We start from the raw sequence: 16,942 nt of genomic DNA, 5'->3' as shown, positions 1-16,942 counted from the left end.
CTCAGTACCCCGCGAAGTAGTCGGTGAGCACGCGGCGCACTCCCGCCCGGCGGAGTGCCGTGCGGGCCGCGGCCACGACCGAGGGCGCGCCCGAGACGTACCCGCGCCGGGTGGCGAGGTCGGGGATCAGCTCGCGCAGGGCATCCGGTGTCAGCAGCTCGGGGTCGAGTTCGATGAGGCGCGCCCCGGCGGCTTCGATCGTCTCGCGGTAGAGCACCTCACCGGGGTTCGACGCGACGACGACCACGACGATGTCGCGCTGCTCGCCGCGCTCGGCGAGACTCGCGAGCTGGCTGGCGAAGGGCGTGATGCCGATGCCTCCGGCCACCATGACGATCGGGATGCTCGCATCGCGCGGCAGCACGAAGTCGCCGGCCGTCTGAGTGGCAGCGATGCGTGTTCCCGGTTCGAGGGTGCCGAGTGCCGCCTTGAACGAGCTGCCGCCCTCGGGAGTGCGCATGCCGATCGCGACGAGCGGCTCGGCCGCGACCGCGCGCTCGGGCGCCGAGGCGATCGAGAAGGTGCGGCGCATTCCGCGGATGTCGGCGGTGTGCGGCAGGTGCAGCTCGAGGTACTGGCCCGCCTCGAAGCGCAGGGTCCGCGAGGGGACGAAGCGGTACTCGGTGGCGAACGGCGAGAGCGCGACGCGGTCGACCAGCCGCACCGAGAAGCCGCCCCGGCGCGAGACGGCGAAGGCAACGATGTTGCCGAGCACGAGGGCGAGCTCGGGCGAGGTGTAGATCGGGCCGAACCCGAACGGCACCGAGAACGCGACGGCGACGACGGCGGCCGTGAGCCACTGCTGCCAGCGCCGCGGCGGCAACGTGAGCGGCTCGCTGAGCATGAAGCCCGCGAGAAAGACGACGGGGAACAGCTGCAGCACGGTCGTCACGGCCCCGAGCGGCGCCGTGCCCGTCGCGACGAGGCGAATGCCGATGAGCACGATCGTCAGCCCGATGAAGATGAGCCCCACGTCGAGCCGCCGGGTGCGGTCGAGCAGCAGCAGCGCGCCGACGGCGACCGCGGGCAGCAGGGCGGGCGTCGCGACCCACCAGAAGCCGACCCCCTGGCCGACGTAGTAGCCGATGATGCCGGCGATGAGCACGCCCGTGGCCGCCGGGTTGAGCAGGTGCCGCCCGCGCCACACGATGAGGTACTTCGAGAGCGCCGCGAGCACGCCCGCCCCTGCGGCGGCGATGAGGCCGGGCGTCGTGAGGCTCGGCTGCACGATGCACGTGACGATGAGCGCCGTGATGACGCTCGACTCGCGGTGCGGTACCACGCGGGCGAGGCGCGCGGCGATCTCATTGGCGCCGAGCGTCGCGACGATCACTACACCGAGCGTGCCGAGAATCGCGTAGCCGTCGGGCCCGATCACGCCGAGAAACCCGAACAGCACCGCTTGCGCGAGCACGATCGCGAGCGTGATCGTCGCCAACCGGTACATGCTCACCCGGCCGGTCAGGGCATCCACCCGTGCTCTCATGCGAACAGCTCCCCTCGAAATCCTGCGCTCGCCTCGAGACGACCGTCGATGCCCAGTCGAACCCACTCGAAGGCGAACCGGTCGGATAGACGCGCCGGGTCGGCCAGGAACATCGCCGTGGCGAGCCCGTCGGCGACGAGCGCGCTCTCGGCGACGACCCACGTGGCGATGATGCCGTCGGTCACCGGGCGGCCCGTGACGGCGTCGACGATGTGGTGCAGGCCCGCCCCCCAGGCGCGGCGGTTGAGCGCCGAGGCGCACAGCGCGGCATCGTGCAGCTCGGCGACGCCGACCGCCTTCGACGGGTCGGCCGGGTTCTCGAGCGCGATCCGGATGCTGCGCCCGCCCCGCACACGCACGTCGCCGCTCGCATCGACGAGTGTCTCGGTCACGCCGCGAGCCGCGAGCAGGTCGCCGACGAGGTCGACGAGGTAGCCCTTGCCGGCCGCGCCCACATCGAGCACGACGGGAGCCACGGTGTCGAGCTCGACACCCGCGGCCGTGCGGCGCAGGGCGATGGCGTCCTCCCAGCGGGGGGCGGGCAGCGGGTCGCCGCTCGGGGTCAGGCGGTACGCGGCGTCATAGCCCAGCCGCTCGAGCGAGGCGCCGACGAGCGGGCTGAGCCGCGCATCCGTCAGCGCATGCAGCTGCTCGTAGAGCGCGAGCAGGGGCTCGGCGTCGGCGGGCAGGCGCCACGACCCCGGTTCGCGCGCGATGCGGGCGACGAGCGAGTCGTCGCGAAACCGCGACCAGTCGCGGTCGAAGCGCTCGATGCGCTCGAGCACGGCGGCGAGGTCGTCATCGGCGAGCGGGGCGCCGAGCGAGGCCACCGGCGTCTGGGCGTCACCGATGCCGATGCTCCAGGGCGCTCCGATCGTGTCGAAGCGCGTGGGCGCCGGCACCGCCTCAGCTCTCGAGCGCATCCGCCTTGATGGTGGCGAGGGCCTCGCGGAACCCGTTGCTCGTGAGCGACGAGCCGGCGACCACCGTCACATCGAGCGTGTCGATGTCCTCCCCGATCACGAGGGCTCCGATGCCGTCGGCGAACTGGCCCTGGTAGTTGGCGGTGGTCGGGTTGTTGGGGTTGACCGTGATGTCGACATCGGTGACGACGTCGTCGGCGAGCTCGATCACGACGATGATGTTCTCGTTGCCGTTGGGCGACTGGTAGGTGCCGTTGGCCTGGTAGACGCCGTCGCGGTAGCTCGCATCGACGGGCGCCTCGGCGGCCGTCGCGCACCCCGTGAGGGTGCCGAGCAGGGCGGCGGTCGCGCCGATCGGCGCGGCGATGCGCGCGGCCGTGGTGCGGGCGCTCGTGGTCAACATGCGGGTCATCGGATCTCCAGGGCGTCGCGGGATTCAGGCGGCACTCAGCCGACAGCCATCAGCCTGTCGGGTCTCGGTGGGTATTCGCTGAACTGGTCTCAAGGGTTTGCCCCACGTCGTCCTTCAGCTCTCGAGCGCCTCCGCCTTGATGGTGGTCACGGCCTCGCGAAACCCCGTTGACGTGAGCGACGAGCCGGCCACGACGGTCACGTCGAGAGCGTCGATGTCTCGCCCGACGACGAGTTCGGCGATGCCGCTGGCGAACTCAGACTGGTAGGTCGAGCTCGTTGCACTGGTCGGGTACAAGCCGATCTCGACCCCGGTCACGATGTCATTCTCGAGCTCGAGCACGACGATGATGCTTTCGCCGCCGGCCGGTGACTGGTACGCGCCCTCGGCCCGGTAGTTGCCGTCGCGATAACTCGCGTCCATGGGCGCAGCGGGCGCGCACCCGGTGAGCATGCCGATCAGCGCGGCGGCACCGAGCGGCGCAGCGGCACGCATGCTCATGTGACGAGCCGTCTGCCGCGGCATCATGCTCCGAGCTCGGCGTGCCGCTCGGGGTCGGCCGACCAGCCCGCGCGGATGACGACGGCGTCGGCGATGCGGGATGCCCGCACGGTCACCGCCGTGCCCACCCAGTCGTCGACGCGTCCGGTCGACCAGTCGCTCGCCCCGCCGGTCACGATCGCGACGGTGGGGTGCTCGGCGCCGCTCATGCGCTCGCTGCGATCTCGACGCCCGCTGCCCACACGCGCTCGACCCGCCAGTGCTCGTCGAGCACCACGAGGTCGGCCGCGTACCCCGCGGCGAGCGAACCCCACTCGGCGTCGCGGCCCAGCACGCACGCGGGCGTTCGCGTGAGCGCCTCGACCGCCGCGGCCTCGTCGACCCCCGCGACCATGACCGCGTGCCGCAGCGCGGCATCCTGCGTCAGGGTCGACCCCGCGATCGTCGAGGTGCCCGCGAGGTGCGCGATGCCGCCCCGCACGTCGACGTTGAGCGACCCGAGCCGGTAGTGCCCGTCGGCCCCGCCCGCCGCCGCCATCGCGTCGGTCACGAGCGCGACGCGGTGCGGAGCGGCGCGAAAGACCATCTGAACGACGGAGGGGTGCACGTGCACGCCGTCGGCGACGAGCTCAAGCGACACGCGGTCGTCGTCGAACGCCGCCGCGATCGGGCCAGGGTCGCGGTGGTGGATGCCCGGCATCGCGTTGAACACGTGCGTCACGAGTGTCGCCCCGGCCTCGAAGGCCGCCCGTGCCACGTGCTCGTCGGCCTCGGTGTGCCCGATCGCCACGACGAGCCCCGCGTCGACGAACTGCCGCACGGCGTCGAGGGCCCCCGGCAACTCGGGTGCGATTGTCACCTGCCGGATGGTGCCGTGCCCGGCGTCGATGAGGCCCTGGATGGTCTGCGGGTCGGGCTCGCGCAAGAACTCGGGTGCGTGCGCGCCGCGGCGGCCGATCGCGAGAAAGGGGCCCTCGAGGTGCGAGCCGACGATCGTCGGGTCGGCCTCGGCGAGCGAGGCGACGAGCGCGAGCGACTCGCGAACGTCGACGAGCGGGTTGGCGACGAGCGAGATGACCGACCGGGTCGTGCCGTGCGCGCGGTGCACCGCGAGCGCCGTGGCGATCTCCTCCGCCCCGTTGTCGTACGCGGCGCCGCCGCCGCCGTGGCCGTGCAGGTCGATGAAGCCGGGCGTCACGGTGCGCCCGCCGAGGTCGATCGTGGTCGCGGCGGGAGGCGGAGCATCCACCCCCGTCAGCCCGGTCGCCGCGATGCGGTCGCCATCGAGCAGCACCCAGCCGTCGCGACGGCCGTCAGCGTCGAGCAGGCTCGCGTTCGTCAGCAGCGTCGGCACGGCAGCCCCCTAGGTGAAGATGATCGTGCGCTGCCCGTCGAGCAGCACGCGGTCTTCGGCGAACCAGCGCACCGCCTGGCTCAGCGTGCGGCTCTCGATGTCGCGGCCGATCACGACGAGCTCGTCGGCCGAGCGCGAGTGGTCGACGCGCGTCACGTTCTGCTCGATGATCGGGCCCTCGTCGAGGTCGCTCGTCACGAAGTGCGCGGTCGCCCCGATGAGCTTCACGCCGCGGGCGTGCGCGCGGGCGTAGGGGTTCGCGCCCTTGAACCCGGGCAGGAACGAGTGGTGGATGTTGATGGCGCGGCCCTCGAGCGCCGCGCAGAGCTCGGGGGAGAAGATCTGCATGTACCGCGCGAGCACGACGAGCTCGATGTCGTGCTGCTCGACGACCTCGAGGATGCGGGCTTCCATGGCCGCCTTCTCGTCGGCCGTCGTGACCGGCCGCGACTCGAACGGCACGTCGTAGAACGCGGCGAGCTCGCCGAGGTCGGGGTGGTTGCCGAGCACGAGGGGGATCTCGATGGGCAGGTGCCCGCTGCGCTGGCGAAAGAGCAGGTCGTTGAGGCAGTGGGCGGCCTTCGACACGAGCACGAGCGTGCGCAGCGGCCGGCCGACGGCGTCGATGCGGCACTGCATGCCGTAGCGGTCGATGACGGGCCGCAGCGCCGCGAGCAGCGCGTCGTGGTCGGCGGCCGTCTCGGTCTGCAGTCGCAGGAAGAAGCGGCCCGAGCCGAGGCTCGAGAACTGCTGCAGCTCGGTGATGTTGCCCTCGGCCGCGACGATCGCGCCCGTGACGGCGTGCACGATGCCGGGGCGGTCGTCGCAGACGAGCGTCACGATCCAGTGGTAGGGAGTCTGGCTCACTCCTCCAGCCTATTCGCCGGGGCGCGCGAGCCCTGCGCGGCTACGCTGAGCGCGTGCGCCTGCCCTGGACCTCGCTGCTGCTGCTCTCGGCGGGCATCTTCGTCGCCGTGACGAGCGAGTTCTTGCCCATCGGGCTGCTACCGCAGCTGCGCGACGAACTCGGCGTGACCGAGGCGCAGGTGGGCCTGCTCATCACGGTCTTCGCGGGCACCGTCGTCGTCGCGACCGCGCCGCTCACCCACCTGACGCGGGCGGTGCCGCGCAAGCGCCTGCTCGTGGCGCTGCTGGCGGTCTTCGCGGTCGCGAACCTCGTCGCGGCGCTCGCTCCGGGCTACGCCGTGCTCGTCGTCGCGCGCATCATCGGTGGCGCCGCGCACGGAGTGTTCTGGGCGGTCGTGTCGCCCTACGCCGCCCGCCTCGTCACTCCCGACCGCCTCGCGCGCGCGGTGGCGATCGCGACCTCGGGCGCGACGGTGGCGACGGTCGCCGGAATTCCGCTCGGCACCCTGCTCGGCGCGGCCGTCGGCTGGCGCGCGTCGTTCGCCGTCATCGCGGGCCTCGTGGTCGTCATCGCGGCGCTTATCGTCGTGGTGCTGCCGCCGGTCGAGCACCGGGCGGGGGATGCGGCCGCCGCCGCCCTGCCGACCGCCCGCCGCGACGCGACCATCGTGCCGGTCGTCGTGCTGTGCGCCACCGTCGTGCTCGTCACGCTCGGGCACGCGACGTTCTACACGTACATCGCGGCGTGGGTCATCGAGGTCGCGAGGATCGAGGCGGGCGCCGTCGCGGGCATCCTGCTGCTGTTCGGGGTGGCGGGCGCGCTCGGCGTCGTGCTGGCGGGCGTGCTCGGCGACCGCTTCCCGCGCGCGCTGCTGCCGGTGCTGCTCGTCGGCGTCGCGGGCTCCGTCGCCGCGCTCGCCGTGCTCGCCGACCAGCCGGCCGCCGTCGTCGTCTTCCTGGTGCTGTGGAGCGCGTTCCTCGGCGGGGTGCCGGTCATCTTTCAGGCGCGCCTGCTGCATACGGCATCCCCTGCCCTGCGCGACATCGCCGCGGCCTGGCTGACGGTCGCTTTCAACATCGGCATCGGGGGCGGAGCGCTGCTCGGCGGGATCGTCATCGGCGCCTGGTCGCTCGCGGCGCTGCCGCTCGTCACCGTCGCGCTGCTGCTCGCCGCTCTCGTGCTCGTCGCCGCCGTCGGTCTGCTCGCCCGGCGGGCCGAGGCTCAGATCTCGACGGAGTCCGCCGCCTCCTGAGCCTCGCGCTCGGCCTCCTCATCGGTGGGCCAGACGTACTCGTCGATGACGACGACGAGCGCGACGATGCCGTTGACGATCCAGGTGAGGGCGAGCGGCGTCATGCCGGGCACGAGCGGCGCGAGCGCCCACAGCGCCGTAAGGGCCGCCATGCCGAGCAGGTGCGAGCGCAGCCACGGTCGCCCGATCGAGCGCTTGAACAGCAGGTTGCCGAGCAGGTAGAGCGCCGCAGCCGCGACGACGATCGCGTTCGTCGCGGCATCGAGCGGGTCGTCGGGATGCGCGAGCACGAGGTCGTCGCCCACCGCGAGCAGCACGACCCCGCCCACGAGCACCATGTGCAGGTAGGTGTAGGTGAGCCGCGCGATGCGGCCGGTCTGCTCGGAGGCGCTGATGAAGCGGTTGCCGTGCTCGGCCCCGTGGCTGAAGTAGAGCAGCCAGAACAGGATCGTTCCGACGAAGGCCGCGAGCAGGGCGAGCACGGTCGAGGTCGTGATCTCCGACCGGCTGAACAGGGTGCCCGTGACGATGATGGACTCGCCGAGGGCGAGGATCATGAACAGCCCCGCGCGCTCGGACATGTGCCCGCCCGCGACCTGCCAGCTCTCGATCGGCGAGGCCTTGATGCCCGGCACCCAGTACCGCACGGCGGGCGCCGAGAGCTCGACGGCGAGCGCGATCGACCACAGCACGAGCTGCAGGTCGCCGCCGATGAGCGCTCCGGCGATCCAGAAGGGCGCCGAGTAGACGAACCAGATGGTGATGCGTGTCAGGTTGAGTGCCGCCTCGGGCTCACCGATGCGCCGGTAGCTGATCACGACGAAGATCGTGCGGCCGATCTGCATGACGAGATAGGCGAGGGCGAACTGCAGGCCCCGGTCGTCGAAAGCGTAGGGGATGGCGGTGCTCAGCACGAGGCCGGCGAGCATCAGGGCGATGAGCATCCACCGCACGGGGCCCTTCTCCGGGTTCATCCAGTTCGTGACCCAGGTCGTGTAGATCCACACCCACCACACGGCCACGAGCATGACGAGCGTCTCGAGGGCGCCGCGGAAGGTCACGTGCTCGATCAGGTGGTGCGAGAGCTGCGTGACGGCGAACACGAACACGAGGTCGAAGAACAGCTCGATGAAGGCGACGCGATCGGCGCCGGGTTCCCGACTGCGGAACAGGCGGACGACGGGCAGGTAGCGGGTCACGGGCACTCCTGGTGGCTGGCGGTAGCGCTAGCGTAGATGTGGATGTTCCGCTCGGGCATCCCCGGAGGAGTCGGCCCGTTACGCCGACCGCGAAAGCGTTCTGCTACCCATGTCTTCTGCTGACCGCCCGTTCCCCTGGGTCGGGCTCATCACCCTCGCCACCGCCATCTTCGTACTCGTCACGAGCGAGTTCCTGCCGACGGGACTGCTGCCCGTCATGGCGCGCGACCTCGCCGTCACCGAGTCGCAGATCGGCCTGCTCATCACGATCTTCGCGGGCACCGTCGTGGTCTCGGCGGCTCCGCTCGCGGCGCTCACCCGGCACTACTCGCGCAAGAGCCTGCTGCTCGCCGTGCTCGCGGTCTTCGCGCTCGCGAACGTGCTCGCCGCGATCGCGCCGAGCTACGAGCTGCTCATCGGCGCCCGGGTGCTCGGTGGGATTGCGCACGGCCTGTTCTGGGCCATCGCGGGCGCCTACGCCGGGCACCTCGTGCCGCGGCACCAGCTCGCGCGTGCCGTCGCCGTCACGAGTGCGGGCGGCACGACGGCCTTCGTGCTCGGGGTGCCGCTCGGCACAGCGCTCGGCATCGCGCTCGGGTGGCGGGCCGCGTTCGGGGTCATCGCGGCCGTCGTCGTCGTGCTCGTCGTGCTCGTCATCCGGTTCCTGCCCGCCGTGGACCACCGCGTGACGCTCGCGACGGGCGAGATCACGGTGCCCGTGCGGCGCGACCCCACGATGCCCTCCGTGCTCTTCATCTGCCTGCTCGTCGTCATCATCGTCACGGGCCACAACGTCTTCTACACCTACATCGCGCCGTTCGTGCTCGACACCGCGGGCTTCGCGCCCGAGGCGCTCAGCATCCTGCTGTTCCTCTACGGCGGTGCGGGTGCCATCGGGCTCGTGCTCGCGGGCGTGGTCGGCGGTCGGTACCCGCGGGGCGGGCTGTACGGGATGCTCGCGGGGGTCATCCTGGCCGTCAGCGTTCTGGCGCTCTTCGCCGGGATTCCCGTCGTGGTCGTCATCGCGTTCGTCGTGTGGGGCGCGGCCTTCGGCGGCCTGCCGACCCTGCTGCAGACGCGCCTGCTGCAGGTGGCCTCGCCCAACGTGCGCGACGTCGGCGCGGCGCTGCTGACGACCTCGTTCAACATCGGCATCGGCGGCGGAGCCGCGATCGGCGCCGTGCTGTTCTCGTTCTCGGGCACGACCTGGCTGCCGTGGGTCGAGGCGGGCGCGCTCGCGCTCGCGATCCTCGCCCTCATCATCATGGAGGCGCGGCGGCGGGCGCGCGGTGTGCCGCTCGTGACCCGCCCGATCGCGATCGTCGAGGCCGAGTCGCCGTAGGCGTCGGCCAACCGCGCGGCTAGCCGCGCGACTTCCCGCCGCGGCGCACGCGCAGCAGGGTGTCGAGCGCGGCCGTCGCGACGAGCAGGGCCGTGGCGCTCAGCGACACGAGCACGGGCGACGCGATGAGGGCGAGGGGGGTCAGGGCGAGCATCCCGAGGCCGGAGACGACCGCGACGAGCACGCCCGGTGCGCCCACGATGCGGCGGAAGATCGCGCAACCCAGCAGATAGAGCGCGGGGCCGCCGACGATGCTCACGAGCGCGATCGTCGACCACGTGTCGGGTTTGCCGACCACGAGCTTGTCGGCGACGCCGGTCAGCACGATGCCGCCGATGATGACGACGTGGGCGTAGGCGTAGGCGGCGCGCGCGATCGCTCCCGTCTTGGCGCCCTTCTTCAGTCGGCGCTCGCCCCACCACTCGCCCTGGTCGAAGTAGAACCACCACATCGCGGCGGCGGAGAGGAAGGCGCTCACGAGGGCGAGCGAGCGCTCGACGGTGAGCTCCTCCGCGACGAAGGCGAAGCCCGTCACGAGGAAGGTCTCGCCGAGCGCGATGATGACGAAGAGGGATGCCCGCTCGGCGATGTGCGCCGCCGAGAGGTCCCACCGCTCCATGTCGCCGCGGCCCAGCACGGGCGTGCGATACGACACGGCCGCGCCGAGGTAGTCGATCGCGACGGCGACGACCCAGAGCACGACCAGCGCGATGCCGCCGAGCAGGGCGCCGGCGATCCACGCGACGCCGCTCAGCGCGAACCAGGCCGCCATGCGCCGGAAGTCCGCGTTCGCGGCCCGATCGTGGTGTGCGGTCGCCGCGATCATCGCGAGCGTGCGCCCCACCTGCAGGCCGACGTAGGCGAGGGCGAACACGAGCGCGCGCTCGCCCGCGGCCTCCTGCAGCGAGAGCGACACGACGAGGCCGACGAAGGCGAGCGCGATCAGCATCGCCCGCACTTCGAGCCGCTGCGGGTCGAGCCAGTTCGTCGTCCAGGTGGTCTGCATCCAGAGCCACCACATCGCCAGCAGCAGCACGACCGCGACAACCCCTGAGGGCACCGAGTCGACGTGCGCGACGACGTCGCTCAGTTGCGTGAGCGCGAAGACGAAGACGAGGTCGAAGAAGAGCTCGACGAAGCTCACCCGGTCGGCGCGCTCCGAGCCCGACCCGCTCGACGGGCGCAGCAGATTGACCCGCAGGCCCGAGTTCGCTCGATTCGACATCTCCGCATCATCGCAGAGCAGATCTCAGTATCGCCGTGGTTAGCTGAAGTGATCCTCGGCCGAGAGGCTCTGCGAGGCTCAGCGACAGCGCTAGTTCGAGATCAGAAACGTTCCGAGTACCGTTCGGCCGTCGGAAGAGTAGACCGGAATCTCCCATCCGTCTGGGTACCGCTGGTCTCGCTCACGCTGCCACTCCAGTGCCTGCTCCGGACTGGACGGTTGCCCCGGCCAGTCGGGCCCGAACGCGTCGAGATCGGTCGCTCGCGCGTATCCGACGAACGACGACCCGTCAGGCGCGATGCCGTCGACCGCGACGAGGTCAGGCTCCAGACCGAAGCCGGCCACGCCGTAGGTCTCACCGGACGGATTGCGCCCGAGCGCGGTCGGCACGTAATTGACGTACTGCACCACGAGAAGTGCGCGGCCCTCCGGACCCGTCTGGGCGAAGAGTAGCTGCGTGCCCGCGTCGAGAGGGAAGTCCATCGACGCGTTCCCCGAACCGGACGTCACATCAGCAGCTCGACAGTAGAGCGAGGGATTGTTGCCCGCCGGGTCGGTGCCCCAGCTAAATGCGCCGACCGTGCGGCACGAAATGGTGGCTCGAACGTGAGTCGCGCCGTCTGGTGGAATTGGTAACTCGACGGATGCCTCACCCAAGATCTCGTAGCTTGCGGTCTCGCCGAGAAGTGAGACGATCGGCATCCCAGGCAGCACTCCCGGAGGGGCCTCAGCCTCGGCGGTAGCCGACCCATCGGGGAGGGAGGCGGATTGCAGGCCAGTGACGGCCGCGGCCGAGACGGCGCCGCCTGCGACCAGTCCGACGATCAGCAACGACGTCCCCGTGATCCATCCGGGAACCCGACGCGCAGCGGTGTGCGCGTTCACGGCCACGGCTTGTTCGAGTTGCGCGCGCATCGCGTCACTCCGGACGACTGAGAATTCCGGGTTCATGTTGCCTCCGCTACTGAGAAGTGAGGGTGCGAGTCGCGAAGCCGCCGTCGCGCTCGAGACAGGCGGGTCTTCGCCGCGCCATAGGTGAGCCCGACAGCATCGGCTGCCTCGGCGAGAGCGAAGCCTTCGATGGCGGTCAGGGTGATGAGCGCGTGGTCGACCGCAGGGAGCCGAGCGAGCGCGGTGCTCAGGGCATCGGTCGCGGGCTTGGTGTCGAGGTGCTCATCGACGGCCGGTGAGAAGTCGGGCTCCATTTCAGGAGCAGGCAGCGCCGCGAGGAACCGCTCGTAACGGCGCCGGCTGCGCGCCGCATTGCGAGCGACGTTCCCCGCCGTCACCAGCAGCCACGGCAGCAACGAGCGGTCGACGAAGCGTGCGGAGTTGCGGCGGCGCCACAGTTCGAGGAAAACGACTGCGGTGAGGTCTTCCGCATCCGCCGTGACCGGGCTGGACCGCAACAAGACTCGGAAGACGCGATCTCGATGCTGCTCGAACAGCACGCCGAACGCGCGTTGGTCTCCACCGAGAACGCGGTCCCACAGCGCTCGATCGTCATGCTCCACACCTCGATAGTGTCCGCTCGACCCAGTGGGTTACATCTCGTTCAGCGAAACGCCAAAGGTGTATGCTTGTGAGCATACGCATGAGGGAGCACGTCGTGAGCACGCTTATTCGGCACCAGCGCGAGCGCTCAAGCGTGAGCGTGCGCGAACTGGCTCGTCGCCTCGACGTGAGCCCCGCAACCGTGCAGAACTATGAGCGTGCGGAGGCGGGCGGTCGTATCCAGCTCGACACTCTGCGGCGTGTACTCGGCGCGCTCGATGCGACCGTGAGCGTCCGCGTCAGTGCGGCGACGAATCCGAGGCTGGAGCGCCGCGAAGAGCGCGTCGCGCTCGAACTGCATAAGAAAGTCGCCGAGCGTCTGCTGCGCGACACGGATGCGACTCTCGCTGGCGTCGAACGCGTCGCAACCGAAGCCCGCAGCAGAGTTGATCCCTACACGGCCGGGCTGCTGGACGAGTGGATGGTCCTTGCTGGTGCACGGGATCTACCCGGCCTCTTGCATGCGATGACCTCAGCAGATCACCACTCGATCGACATGCGGCAGGTCGGCCCCTTCAATGGGGTGCTAAGCGAATCCGAGCGACTCGATGCGATACGACGAGCACGCTGATGGCGACGAACGAAGACCTGCACACAGCGCTTCGCGAGGCGAGTCGTCTTGTTCGAGGCGGGCGTTTCTTGGTGATCGGTAGTCAGTCTCTACTCGGCAGCTTCACGCACGACGTTCTGCCTGCCGCCGCGACGGCATCTCTCGAGTTCGACATCGCCGTGTTCGGAGACGTCAATTCGCAGGCAGCTGATCGCATCGACGGCGTCTTGGGTGAATGGTCTGACTTCCATGATGAGCACGGGTTCTACGTGCAAGGGGTAGACGTCGACACGGCGGTGTTGCCCGAGGGTTGGCAGGGTCGCACTGTTCGTGTGCCGATCGACGACGAGTCAGAGATCGATGCAGTCTGTCTTGAACCGCACGACACCTGCGCAGCCAAGCTCGCACGCAACGAAGAGCGTGATCGGTCCTTTGTCCGCGCTCTCGTCGATGCGGGCCTGATCGATCCGTCCCTCTTGGCTCAGCGCATTCGCGAGATTCCCGACGAGAGGCTGGAGATGACCCGCGAGAGCGTGGTGCTGGCCTTCGTGAGGAGTCTCGGGCCGCGTTAGACTTGCGACCGTCGCGACTGGCGTTCGGATGGGTCACCATCGGGGAGCGACCGACACGGTGTGGGGCCGTACGCCTGGGCCCCCAGCAGAATCCCGCCGGCTGCGCCCGGCAGACCCTCGAAGGAGAACTCCCGTGTCTGACAAACTGCCCAGCTCGTTCAACGACGCCCTCACCGACGTCGACCCCGAGGTCGCTGCGGTGCTCGAGCAGGAGCTCGGCCGCCAGCGCGGCACGCTCGAGATGATCGCGAGCGAGAACTTCGTCTCGCGCGCCATTCTCGAGGCCCAGGGCTCGGTGCTGACCAACAAGTACGCCGAGGGCTACCCCGGCAAGCGCTACTACGGCGGCTGCGAGTTCGTCGACATCGCCGAGAACCTCGCCATCGAGCGGGCCAAGGCGCTGTTCGGCGCGGAGTTCGCCAACGTGCAGCCCCACTCGGGCGCGCAGGCGAGTGCGGCCGTGCTGCACGCCCTTGCGATGCCCGGCGACACGATCCTCGGCCTCGAGCTCGCTCACGGCGGCCACCTCACGCACGGCATGAAGCTCAACTTCTCGGGCAAGGTCTACAACGCCACGAGCTACGGCGTCGACCCCGAGACGATGCTCGTCGACATGGATGTCGTGCGCGCCAAGGCCCTCGAGGTCAAGCCGACGGTCATCATCGCCGGCTGGTCGGCGTACTCGCGCCAGCTCGACTTCGCAGCCTTCCGCGCCATCGCCGACGAGGTGGGCGCCAAGCTCTGGGTCGACATGGCGCACTTCGCGGGCCTCGTCGCGGCGGGCCTGCACCCCTCGCCGCTGCCGCACGCGCACGTCGTCAGCTCGACCGTGCACAAGACGCTGGGCGGCCCGCGATCGGGCATCATCCTCAGCAACGACGAGTCGCTCTTCAAGAAGCTCAACTCGGCGGTGTTCCCGGGTCAGCAGGGCGGGCCGCTCATGCACGTCATCGCGGCGAAGGCCGTGGCGTTCAAGCTCGCCGCGACGCCAGAGTTCGTCGAGCGGCAGGAGCGCACCATCCGCGGCGCCCAGATCCTTGCCGACCGCCTGACGCAGGACGACGCGACCACCGCCGGCGTCAACGTTCTGACGGGGGGCACGGATGTTCACCTCGCGCTCGTCGACCTGCGCGAGTCGCCCCTCAACGGCCTCGAAGCCGAAGACCTGCTGCACCACGTCGGCATCACCGTCAACCGCAACGGCGTGCCGTTCGATCCGCGCCCGCCGATGGTGACGAGCGGTGTGCGCATCGGAACCCCGGCGCTCGCCACGCGCGGCTTCGCCGACGCCGAGTTCACCGAGGTGGCCGACATCATCGCCCACACCCTCATGCCGAACCCCGACGTCGCGGCGCTGCAGTCGCGCGTCGCGGCACTGACCGACGCGTTCCCGCTCTACCCGGGGCTGTAGTCGTGAGCAGTTCGACTGCGCAGCGACTGGATGGGACCGCGACCGCGGCGGCGATCAAAGCCGAGCTCACCGAGCGAGTGACGGCGCTGCGCGAGCGCGGCATCGTGCCCGGCCTCGCGACCGTGCTGGTCGGCGACGACCCCGGCTCGCAGTGGTACGTCGCGGGCAAGCACCGCGACTGCGCCGAGGTCGGCATCGCCTCGATCCGCCGCGATCTGCCCGCCACGACGACGCAGGCCGAGCTCGAATCCGTCATCGACGAGCTGAACGCCGACCCGGCCGTGACGGGGTTCATCGTGCAGTTGCCGCTGCCGAAGCACCTCGACACCGACGCGATTCTCGAGCGCGTGCATCCTGATAAAGACGCTGACGGGCTGCACCCGACCAACCTGGGGCGCCTCGTTCTGCGCGTCGACCGCCCGATCGACACCCCGTTGCCGTGCACGCCGCGCGGCGTCATCGAGCTCGTCGAACGGCACGGGCTGTCGTGGGCGGGCAAGGATGTCGTCGTCATCGGGCGCGGCGTCACGGTCGGGCGCGCGATCGGCTCGCTGCTGACGCGGCGCGAGTACAACGCGACCGTCACACTCACCCACACGGGCACGACCGACCTGGGTGCGCACCTGCGCCGCGCCGACGTCATCGTCGCAGCCGCGGGCGTGCCGGGCATCGTGTCGGCCGCCGACGTGAAGCCCGGCGCGATCGTGCTCGACGTGGGTGTCTCGCGCCTCGTCGACCCCGACACGGGCGTCTCGCGCATCGCGGGCGACGTGGCCGACGACGTCGCGACGGTCGCGTCGTGGATCTCGCCGAACCCCGGCGGCGTCGGGCCGATGACGCGCGCGCTGCTGCTCGCCAACGTCGTCGAGACCGCGGAGCGCCAGGCCCGCTAGACCTTCAGCGGGGGCTGCCGCTACCCTGGAGGCATGGAGCTGTGACGCAGTCGAAGTCCCGCGCCCGAGGCTGAGCCCGGCGGGAATCCTGCGAACCCCGGCGGTACCCCATGTCTCCGACCCCGATTTCCGGCGACCGCGCGCCCCTCATCGCGCGCGGCGTCACCCGAATCCTCGACGGCCGCGCCGTGCTGCGCGCCGTCGACCTCGTCGTGCCCGCGGGCGCGCGCGTCGGCCTGATCGGCGAGAACGGAGCGGGAAAGTCGACCCTGCTGCGCCTGCTCGCGGGAGTCGACGAGCCCGACGCCGGCGAGATCGTGCGCCCCGCGCGGCTCGGCTGGCTGCCGCAAGAGGTGCTGTTCGGTTCCGGGATGCCCGTCTCGAGCATCCTCGACGCCGCCGACGCGCCCCTGCTCGCCCTCGAACGGCGCCTCGAGGCGTCGGCCTCGGCGCTCGGCACCGATGCCGCGGCCGCCGCCGAGTACGCCGCCGCACTCGACGAGGCGGAGCGGGTCGAGCTGTGGAGCCGGCACGCGCGCCGCGCGGCCCTGCTCGAGGCCTTCGGCGTGGCCTGCATCCCGCTCTCGACACCGCTCGGGGCGGTCTCGGGCGGCCAGCGCAGCCGCCTCGCGCTCGCCGCCCTGCTGCTGAGCCGCCCCGAGGCGCTCGTGCTCGACGAGCCGAGCAACCACCTCGACGACCGCGCCGTCGACGCGCTGCGCGAGCAGCTGCTCGGCTGGCGGGGTCCCGTGCTGCTCGCGAGCCACGACCGCGCCCTGCTCGATGAGGTGGCGACCGAGCTCGTCGACCTCGACCCGAGCCGACGCGCGGCAACGGGCGAGAACGGGGGAGGGCAGGCCGTGCGGTACGGCGGCGGCTTCAGCGACTACCTCGCCGAGAAGGCGCTCGAGCACGAGCGCTGGGGGCGCGCCTACGAGCTCGAGCAGCGCGAGCTCGGGCAGTTGCGCCAGACCGTGCAGGTCACCGCACGCGCTCTCGGCAACCCCGACCGCCGGGTGCGCGACAACGACAAGACCGTGCGCAACTTCAAGCAGGCCTCGGTCGAGGTCGCCGTCAGCCGCCGGGTGCGCGATGCCGAACGGCGCCTGGCCGACCTCGAGCGCGAGCAGCTCGGGGCGCCGCCTGAGCCGCTGCGGTTCGCGGGCCTGCCGCCGGGCATCGCCGCACTCGACCCCGCCGAGCCGCTCGTCGCGCTCGACGCGGCCGCGGTCGACCGCCGGCTCGCGACCGTGACGCTCGCGCTGCGGGCCGGCGATCGGATGCTCGTCACGGGCCCCAACGGATCGGGCAAGTCGACGCTGCTCGCGGTGCTCGCGGCGCGCATCCCGATCGATGCCGGCCGGCGCGTCGCGCGGCCGCGCGTGCGCATCGGCATGCTC

The 16,942-nt window shown here is 70.9% G+C and carries 18 protein-coding genes and 1 riboswitch; of the genes, 7 read left to right on the top strand and 11 right to left on the bottom strand.

From position 1 onward, the window contains the following. Window position 1: 1 nt before the first annotated feature. The 7 genes from ACK4HH_RS11395 to purU all read right to left on the bottom strand — a co-directional run bounded on the left by ACK4HH_RS11395 (window position 2) and on the right by purU (window position 5,543). A complete protein-coding gene (locus ACK4HH_RS11395) occupies window positions 2-1,474 on the bottom strand; it encodes a ferredoxin--NADP reductase (RefSeq protein ID WP_409651915.1) in 1,473 nt (490 codons plus the stop codon). A gap of 8 nt (window positions 1,475-1,482) precedes the next feature. After that, on the bottom strand, window positions 1,483-2,409 hold the full coding sequence (locus tag ACK4HH_RS11390) for an FAD:protein FMN transferase (RefSeq protein ID WP_409651912.1): 927 nt from the start codon (window positions 2,407-2,409) through the stop codon (window positions 1,483-1,485). Then, window positions 2,393-2,821, bottom strand: a complete 429-nt coding sequence (locus ACK4HH_RS11385) for a hypothetical protein (protein WP_409651910.1) — start codon at window positions 2,819-2,821, stop codon at window positions 2,393-2,395. Before ACK4HH_RS11385 ends, ACK4HH_RS11390 begins: the two co-directional genes overlap by 17 nt. 114 nt (window positions 2,822-2,935) lie before the next feature. Then, window positions 2,936-3,322 carry a hypothetical protein gene (locus ACK4HH_RS11380; protein WP_409651907.1) on the bottom strand — a complete coding sequence of 129 codons (387 nt, stop codon included), beginning with the start codon at window positions 3,320-3,322 and terminating at the stop codon, window positions 2,936-2,938. A gap of 23 nt (window positions 3,323-3,345) precedes the next feature. Further along, window positions 3,346-3,531: a hypothetical protein gene (locus ACK4HH_RS11375; protein ID WP_409651904.1), complete on the bottom strand. Its 186-nt coding sequence runs from the start codon at window positions 3,529-3,531 to the stop codon at window positions 3,346-3,348. Continuing rightward, the gene (gene nagA, locus ACK4HH_RS11370) at window positions 3,528-4,676 is read right to left on the bottom strand and encodes an N-acetylglucosamine-6-phosphate deacetylase (protein WP_409651902.1); all 1,149 of its coding nucleotides are present in this window, start codon (window positions 4,674-4,676) and stop codon (window positions 3,528-3,530) included. Before nagA ends, ACK4HH_RS11375 begins: the two co-directional genes overlap by 4 nt. Before the next feature lie 9 nt (window positions 4,677-4,685). Beyond that, window positions 4,686-5,543, bottom strand: a complete 858-nt coding sequence (gene purU / locus ACK4HH_RS11365; RefSeq protein ID WP_409651900.1) for a formyltetrahydrofolate deformylase — start codon at window positions 5,541-5,543, stop codon at window positions 4,686-4,688. 53 nt (window positions 5,544-5,596) lie between these two features. On the opposite strand from purU, the gene ACK4HH_RS11360 reads away from it, so the two are divergent. Next, complete coding sequence (locus ACK4HH_RS11360; RefSeq protein WP_409651898.1) at window positions 5,597-6,796, top strand: MFS transporter; 1,200 nt, start codon at window positions 5,597-5,599, stop codon at window positions 6,794-6,796. Here ACK4HH_RS11360 and ACK4HH_RS11355 read toward each other — a convergent pair. After that, window positions 6,766-7,995, bottom strand: coding sequence for a low temperature requirement protein A (locus ACK4HH_RS11355; RefSeq protein WP_409651895.1), 1,230 nt, complete (start codon window positions 7,993-7,995; stop codon window positions 6,766-6,768). The genes ACK4HH_RS11360 and ACK4HH_RS11355 overlap by 31 nt on opposite strands. 109 nt (window positions 7,996-8,104) lie before the next feature. Between ACK4HH_RS11355 and ACK4HH_RS11350 the strand changes: the two genes are divergently transcribed. Beyond that, the gene (locus ACK4HH_RS11350) at window positions 8,105-9,337 is read left to right on the top strand and encodes an MFS transporter (protein WP_409651892.1); all 1,233 of its coding nucleotides are present in this window, start codon (window positions 8,105-8,107) and stop codon (window positions 9,335-9,337) included. Between the two features lie 19 nt (window positions 9,338-9,356). Here ACK4HH_RS11350 and ACK4HH_RS11345 read toward each other — a convergent pair whose 3' ends face one another. The 3 genes from ACK4HH_RS11345 to ACK4HH_RS11335 form a co-directional block, all read right to left on the bottom strand. Beyond that, a complete protein-coding gene (locus ACK4HH_RS11345; RefSeq protein WP_409651889.1) occupies window positions 9,357-10,562 on the bottom strand; it encodes a low temperature requirement protein A in 1,206 nt (401 codons plus the stop codon). A 90-nt stretch (window positions 10,563-10,652) separates the two neighbouring features. Continuing rightward, window positions 10,653-11,513, bottom strand: coding sequence for a hypothetical protein (locus ACK4HH_RS11340; protein WP_409651886.1), 861 nt, complete (start codon window positions 11,511-11,513; stop codon window positions 10,653-10,655). Further along, entirely contained in the window at window positions 11,510-12,076 is a 567-nt protein-coding gene (locus ACK4HH_RS11335; RefSeq protein WP_409651883.1) for an RNA polymerase sigma factor, read from the bottom strand. Before ACK4HH_RS11335 ends, ACK4HH_RS11340 begins: the two co-directional genes overlap by 4 nt. 95 nt (window positions 12,077-12,171) lie before the next feature. On the opposite strand from ACK4HH_RS11335, the gene ACK4HH_RS11330 reads away from it, so the two are divergent. The 5 genes from ACK4HH_RS11330 to ACK4HH_RS11310 form a co-directional block, all read left to right on the top strand. After that, on the top strand, window positions 12,172-12,687 hold the full coding sequence (locus ACK4HH_RS11330) for a helix-turn-helix domain-containing protein (protein ID WP_409651881.1): 516 nt from the start codon (window positions 12,172-12,174) through the stop codon (window positions 12,685-12,687). Continuing rightward, a complete protein-coding gene (locus ACK4HH_RS11325) occupies window positions 12,687-13,238 on the top strand; it encodes a DUF6036 family nucleotidyltransferase (RefSeq protein WP_409651877.1) in 552 nt (183 codons plus the stop codon). Before ACK4HH_RS11330 ends, ACK4HH_RS11325 begins: the two co-directional genes overlap by 1 nt. Window positions 13,239-13,241: 3 nt before the next feature. Then, window positions 13,242-13,325, top strand: a riboswitch (ZMP/ZTP riboswitch). Window positions 13,326-13,371: 46 nt separating this feature from the next. Continuing rightward, entirely contained in the window at window positions 13,372-14,649 is a 1,278-nt protein-coding gene (gene glyA / locus ACK4HH_RS11320) for a serine hydroxymethyltransferase (RefSeq protein WP_409651874.1), read from the top strand. A 2-nt stretch (window positions 14,650-14,651) separates the two neighbouring features. Next, window positions 14,652-15,542: a bifunctional methylenetetrahydrofolate dehydrogenase/methenyltetrahydrofolate cyclohydrolase gene (locus ACK4HH_RS11315; RefSeq protein WP_409651872.1), complete on the top strand. Its 891-nt coding sequence runs from the start codon at window positions 14,652-14,654 to the stop codon at window positions 15,540-15,542. Between the two features lie 110 nt (window positions 15,543-15,652). Next, window positions 15,653-16,942 (top strand): ATP-binding cassette domain-containing protein (locus ACK4HH_RS11310; RefSeq protein ID WP_409651869.1); only part of this gene is annotated, 1,290 nt, incomplete at its 3' end.

Origin of the sequence: Microcella sp. (assembly GCF_046296455.1) — a bacterium.
GTDB lineage: Bacteria > Actinomycetota > Actinomycetes > Actinomycetales > Microbacteriaceae > Microcella.
This window is presented reverse-complemented; position numbering and strand designations above follow the sequence as displayed.

Bases quoted from the DNA above. Each gene is read 5' to 3' on its own strand.
- ACK4HH_RS11325 (WP_409651877.1), top strand. From the start codon at position 12,687: ATGGCGACGAACGAAGACCTGCACACAGCGCTTCGCGAGGCGAGTCGT.
- ACK4HH_RS11350 (WP_409651892.1), top strand. From the start codon at position 8,105: ATGTCTTCTGCTGACCGCCCGTTCCCCTGGGTCGGGCTCATCACCCTC.
- ACK4HH_RS11390 (WP_409651912.1), bottom strand. From the start codon at position 2,409: ATGCGCTCGAGAGCTGAGGCGGTGCCGGCGCCCACGCGCTTCGACACG.
- ACK4HH_RS11385 (WP_409651910.1), bottom strand. From the start codon at position 2,821: ATGACCCGCATGTTGACCACGAGCGCCCGCACCACGGCCGCGCGCATC.
- ACK4HH_RS11380 (WP_409651907.1), bottom strand. From the start codon at position 3,322: ATGAGCATGCGTGCCGCTGCGCCGCTCGGTGCCGCCGCGCTGATCGGC.
- ACK4HH_RS11340 (WP_409651886.1), bottom strand. From the start codon at position 11,513: ATGAACCCGGAATTCTCAGTCGTCCGGAGTGACGCGATGCGCGCGCAA.
- ACK4HH_RS11375 (WP_409651904.1), bottom strand. From the start codon at position 3,531: ATGAGCGGCGCCGAGCACCCCACCGTCGCGATCGTGACCGGCGGGGCG.
- ACK4HH_RS11345 (WP_409651889.1), bottom strand. From the start codon at position 10,562: ATGTCGAATCGAGCGAACTCGGGCCTGCGGGTCAATCTGCTGCGCCCG.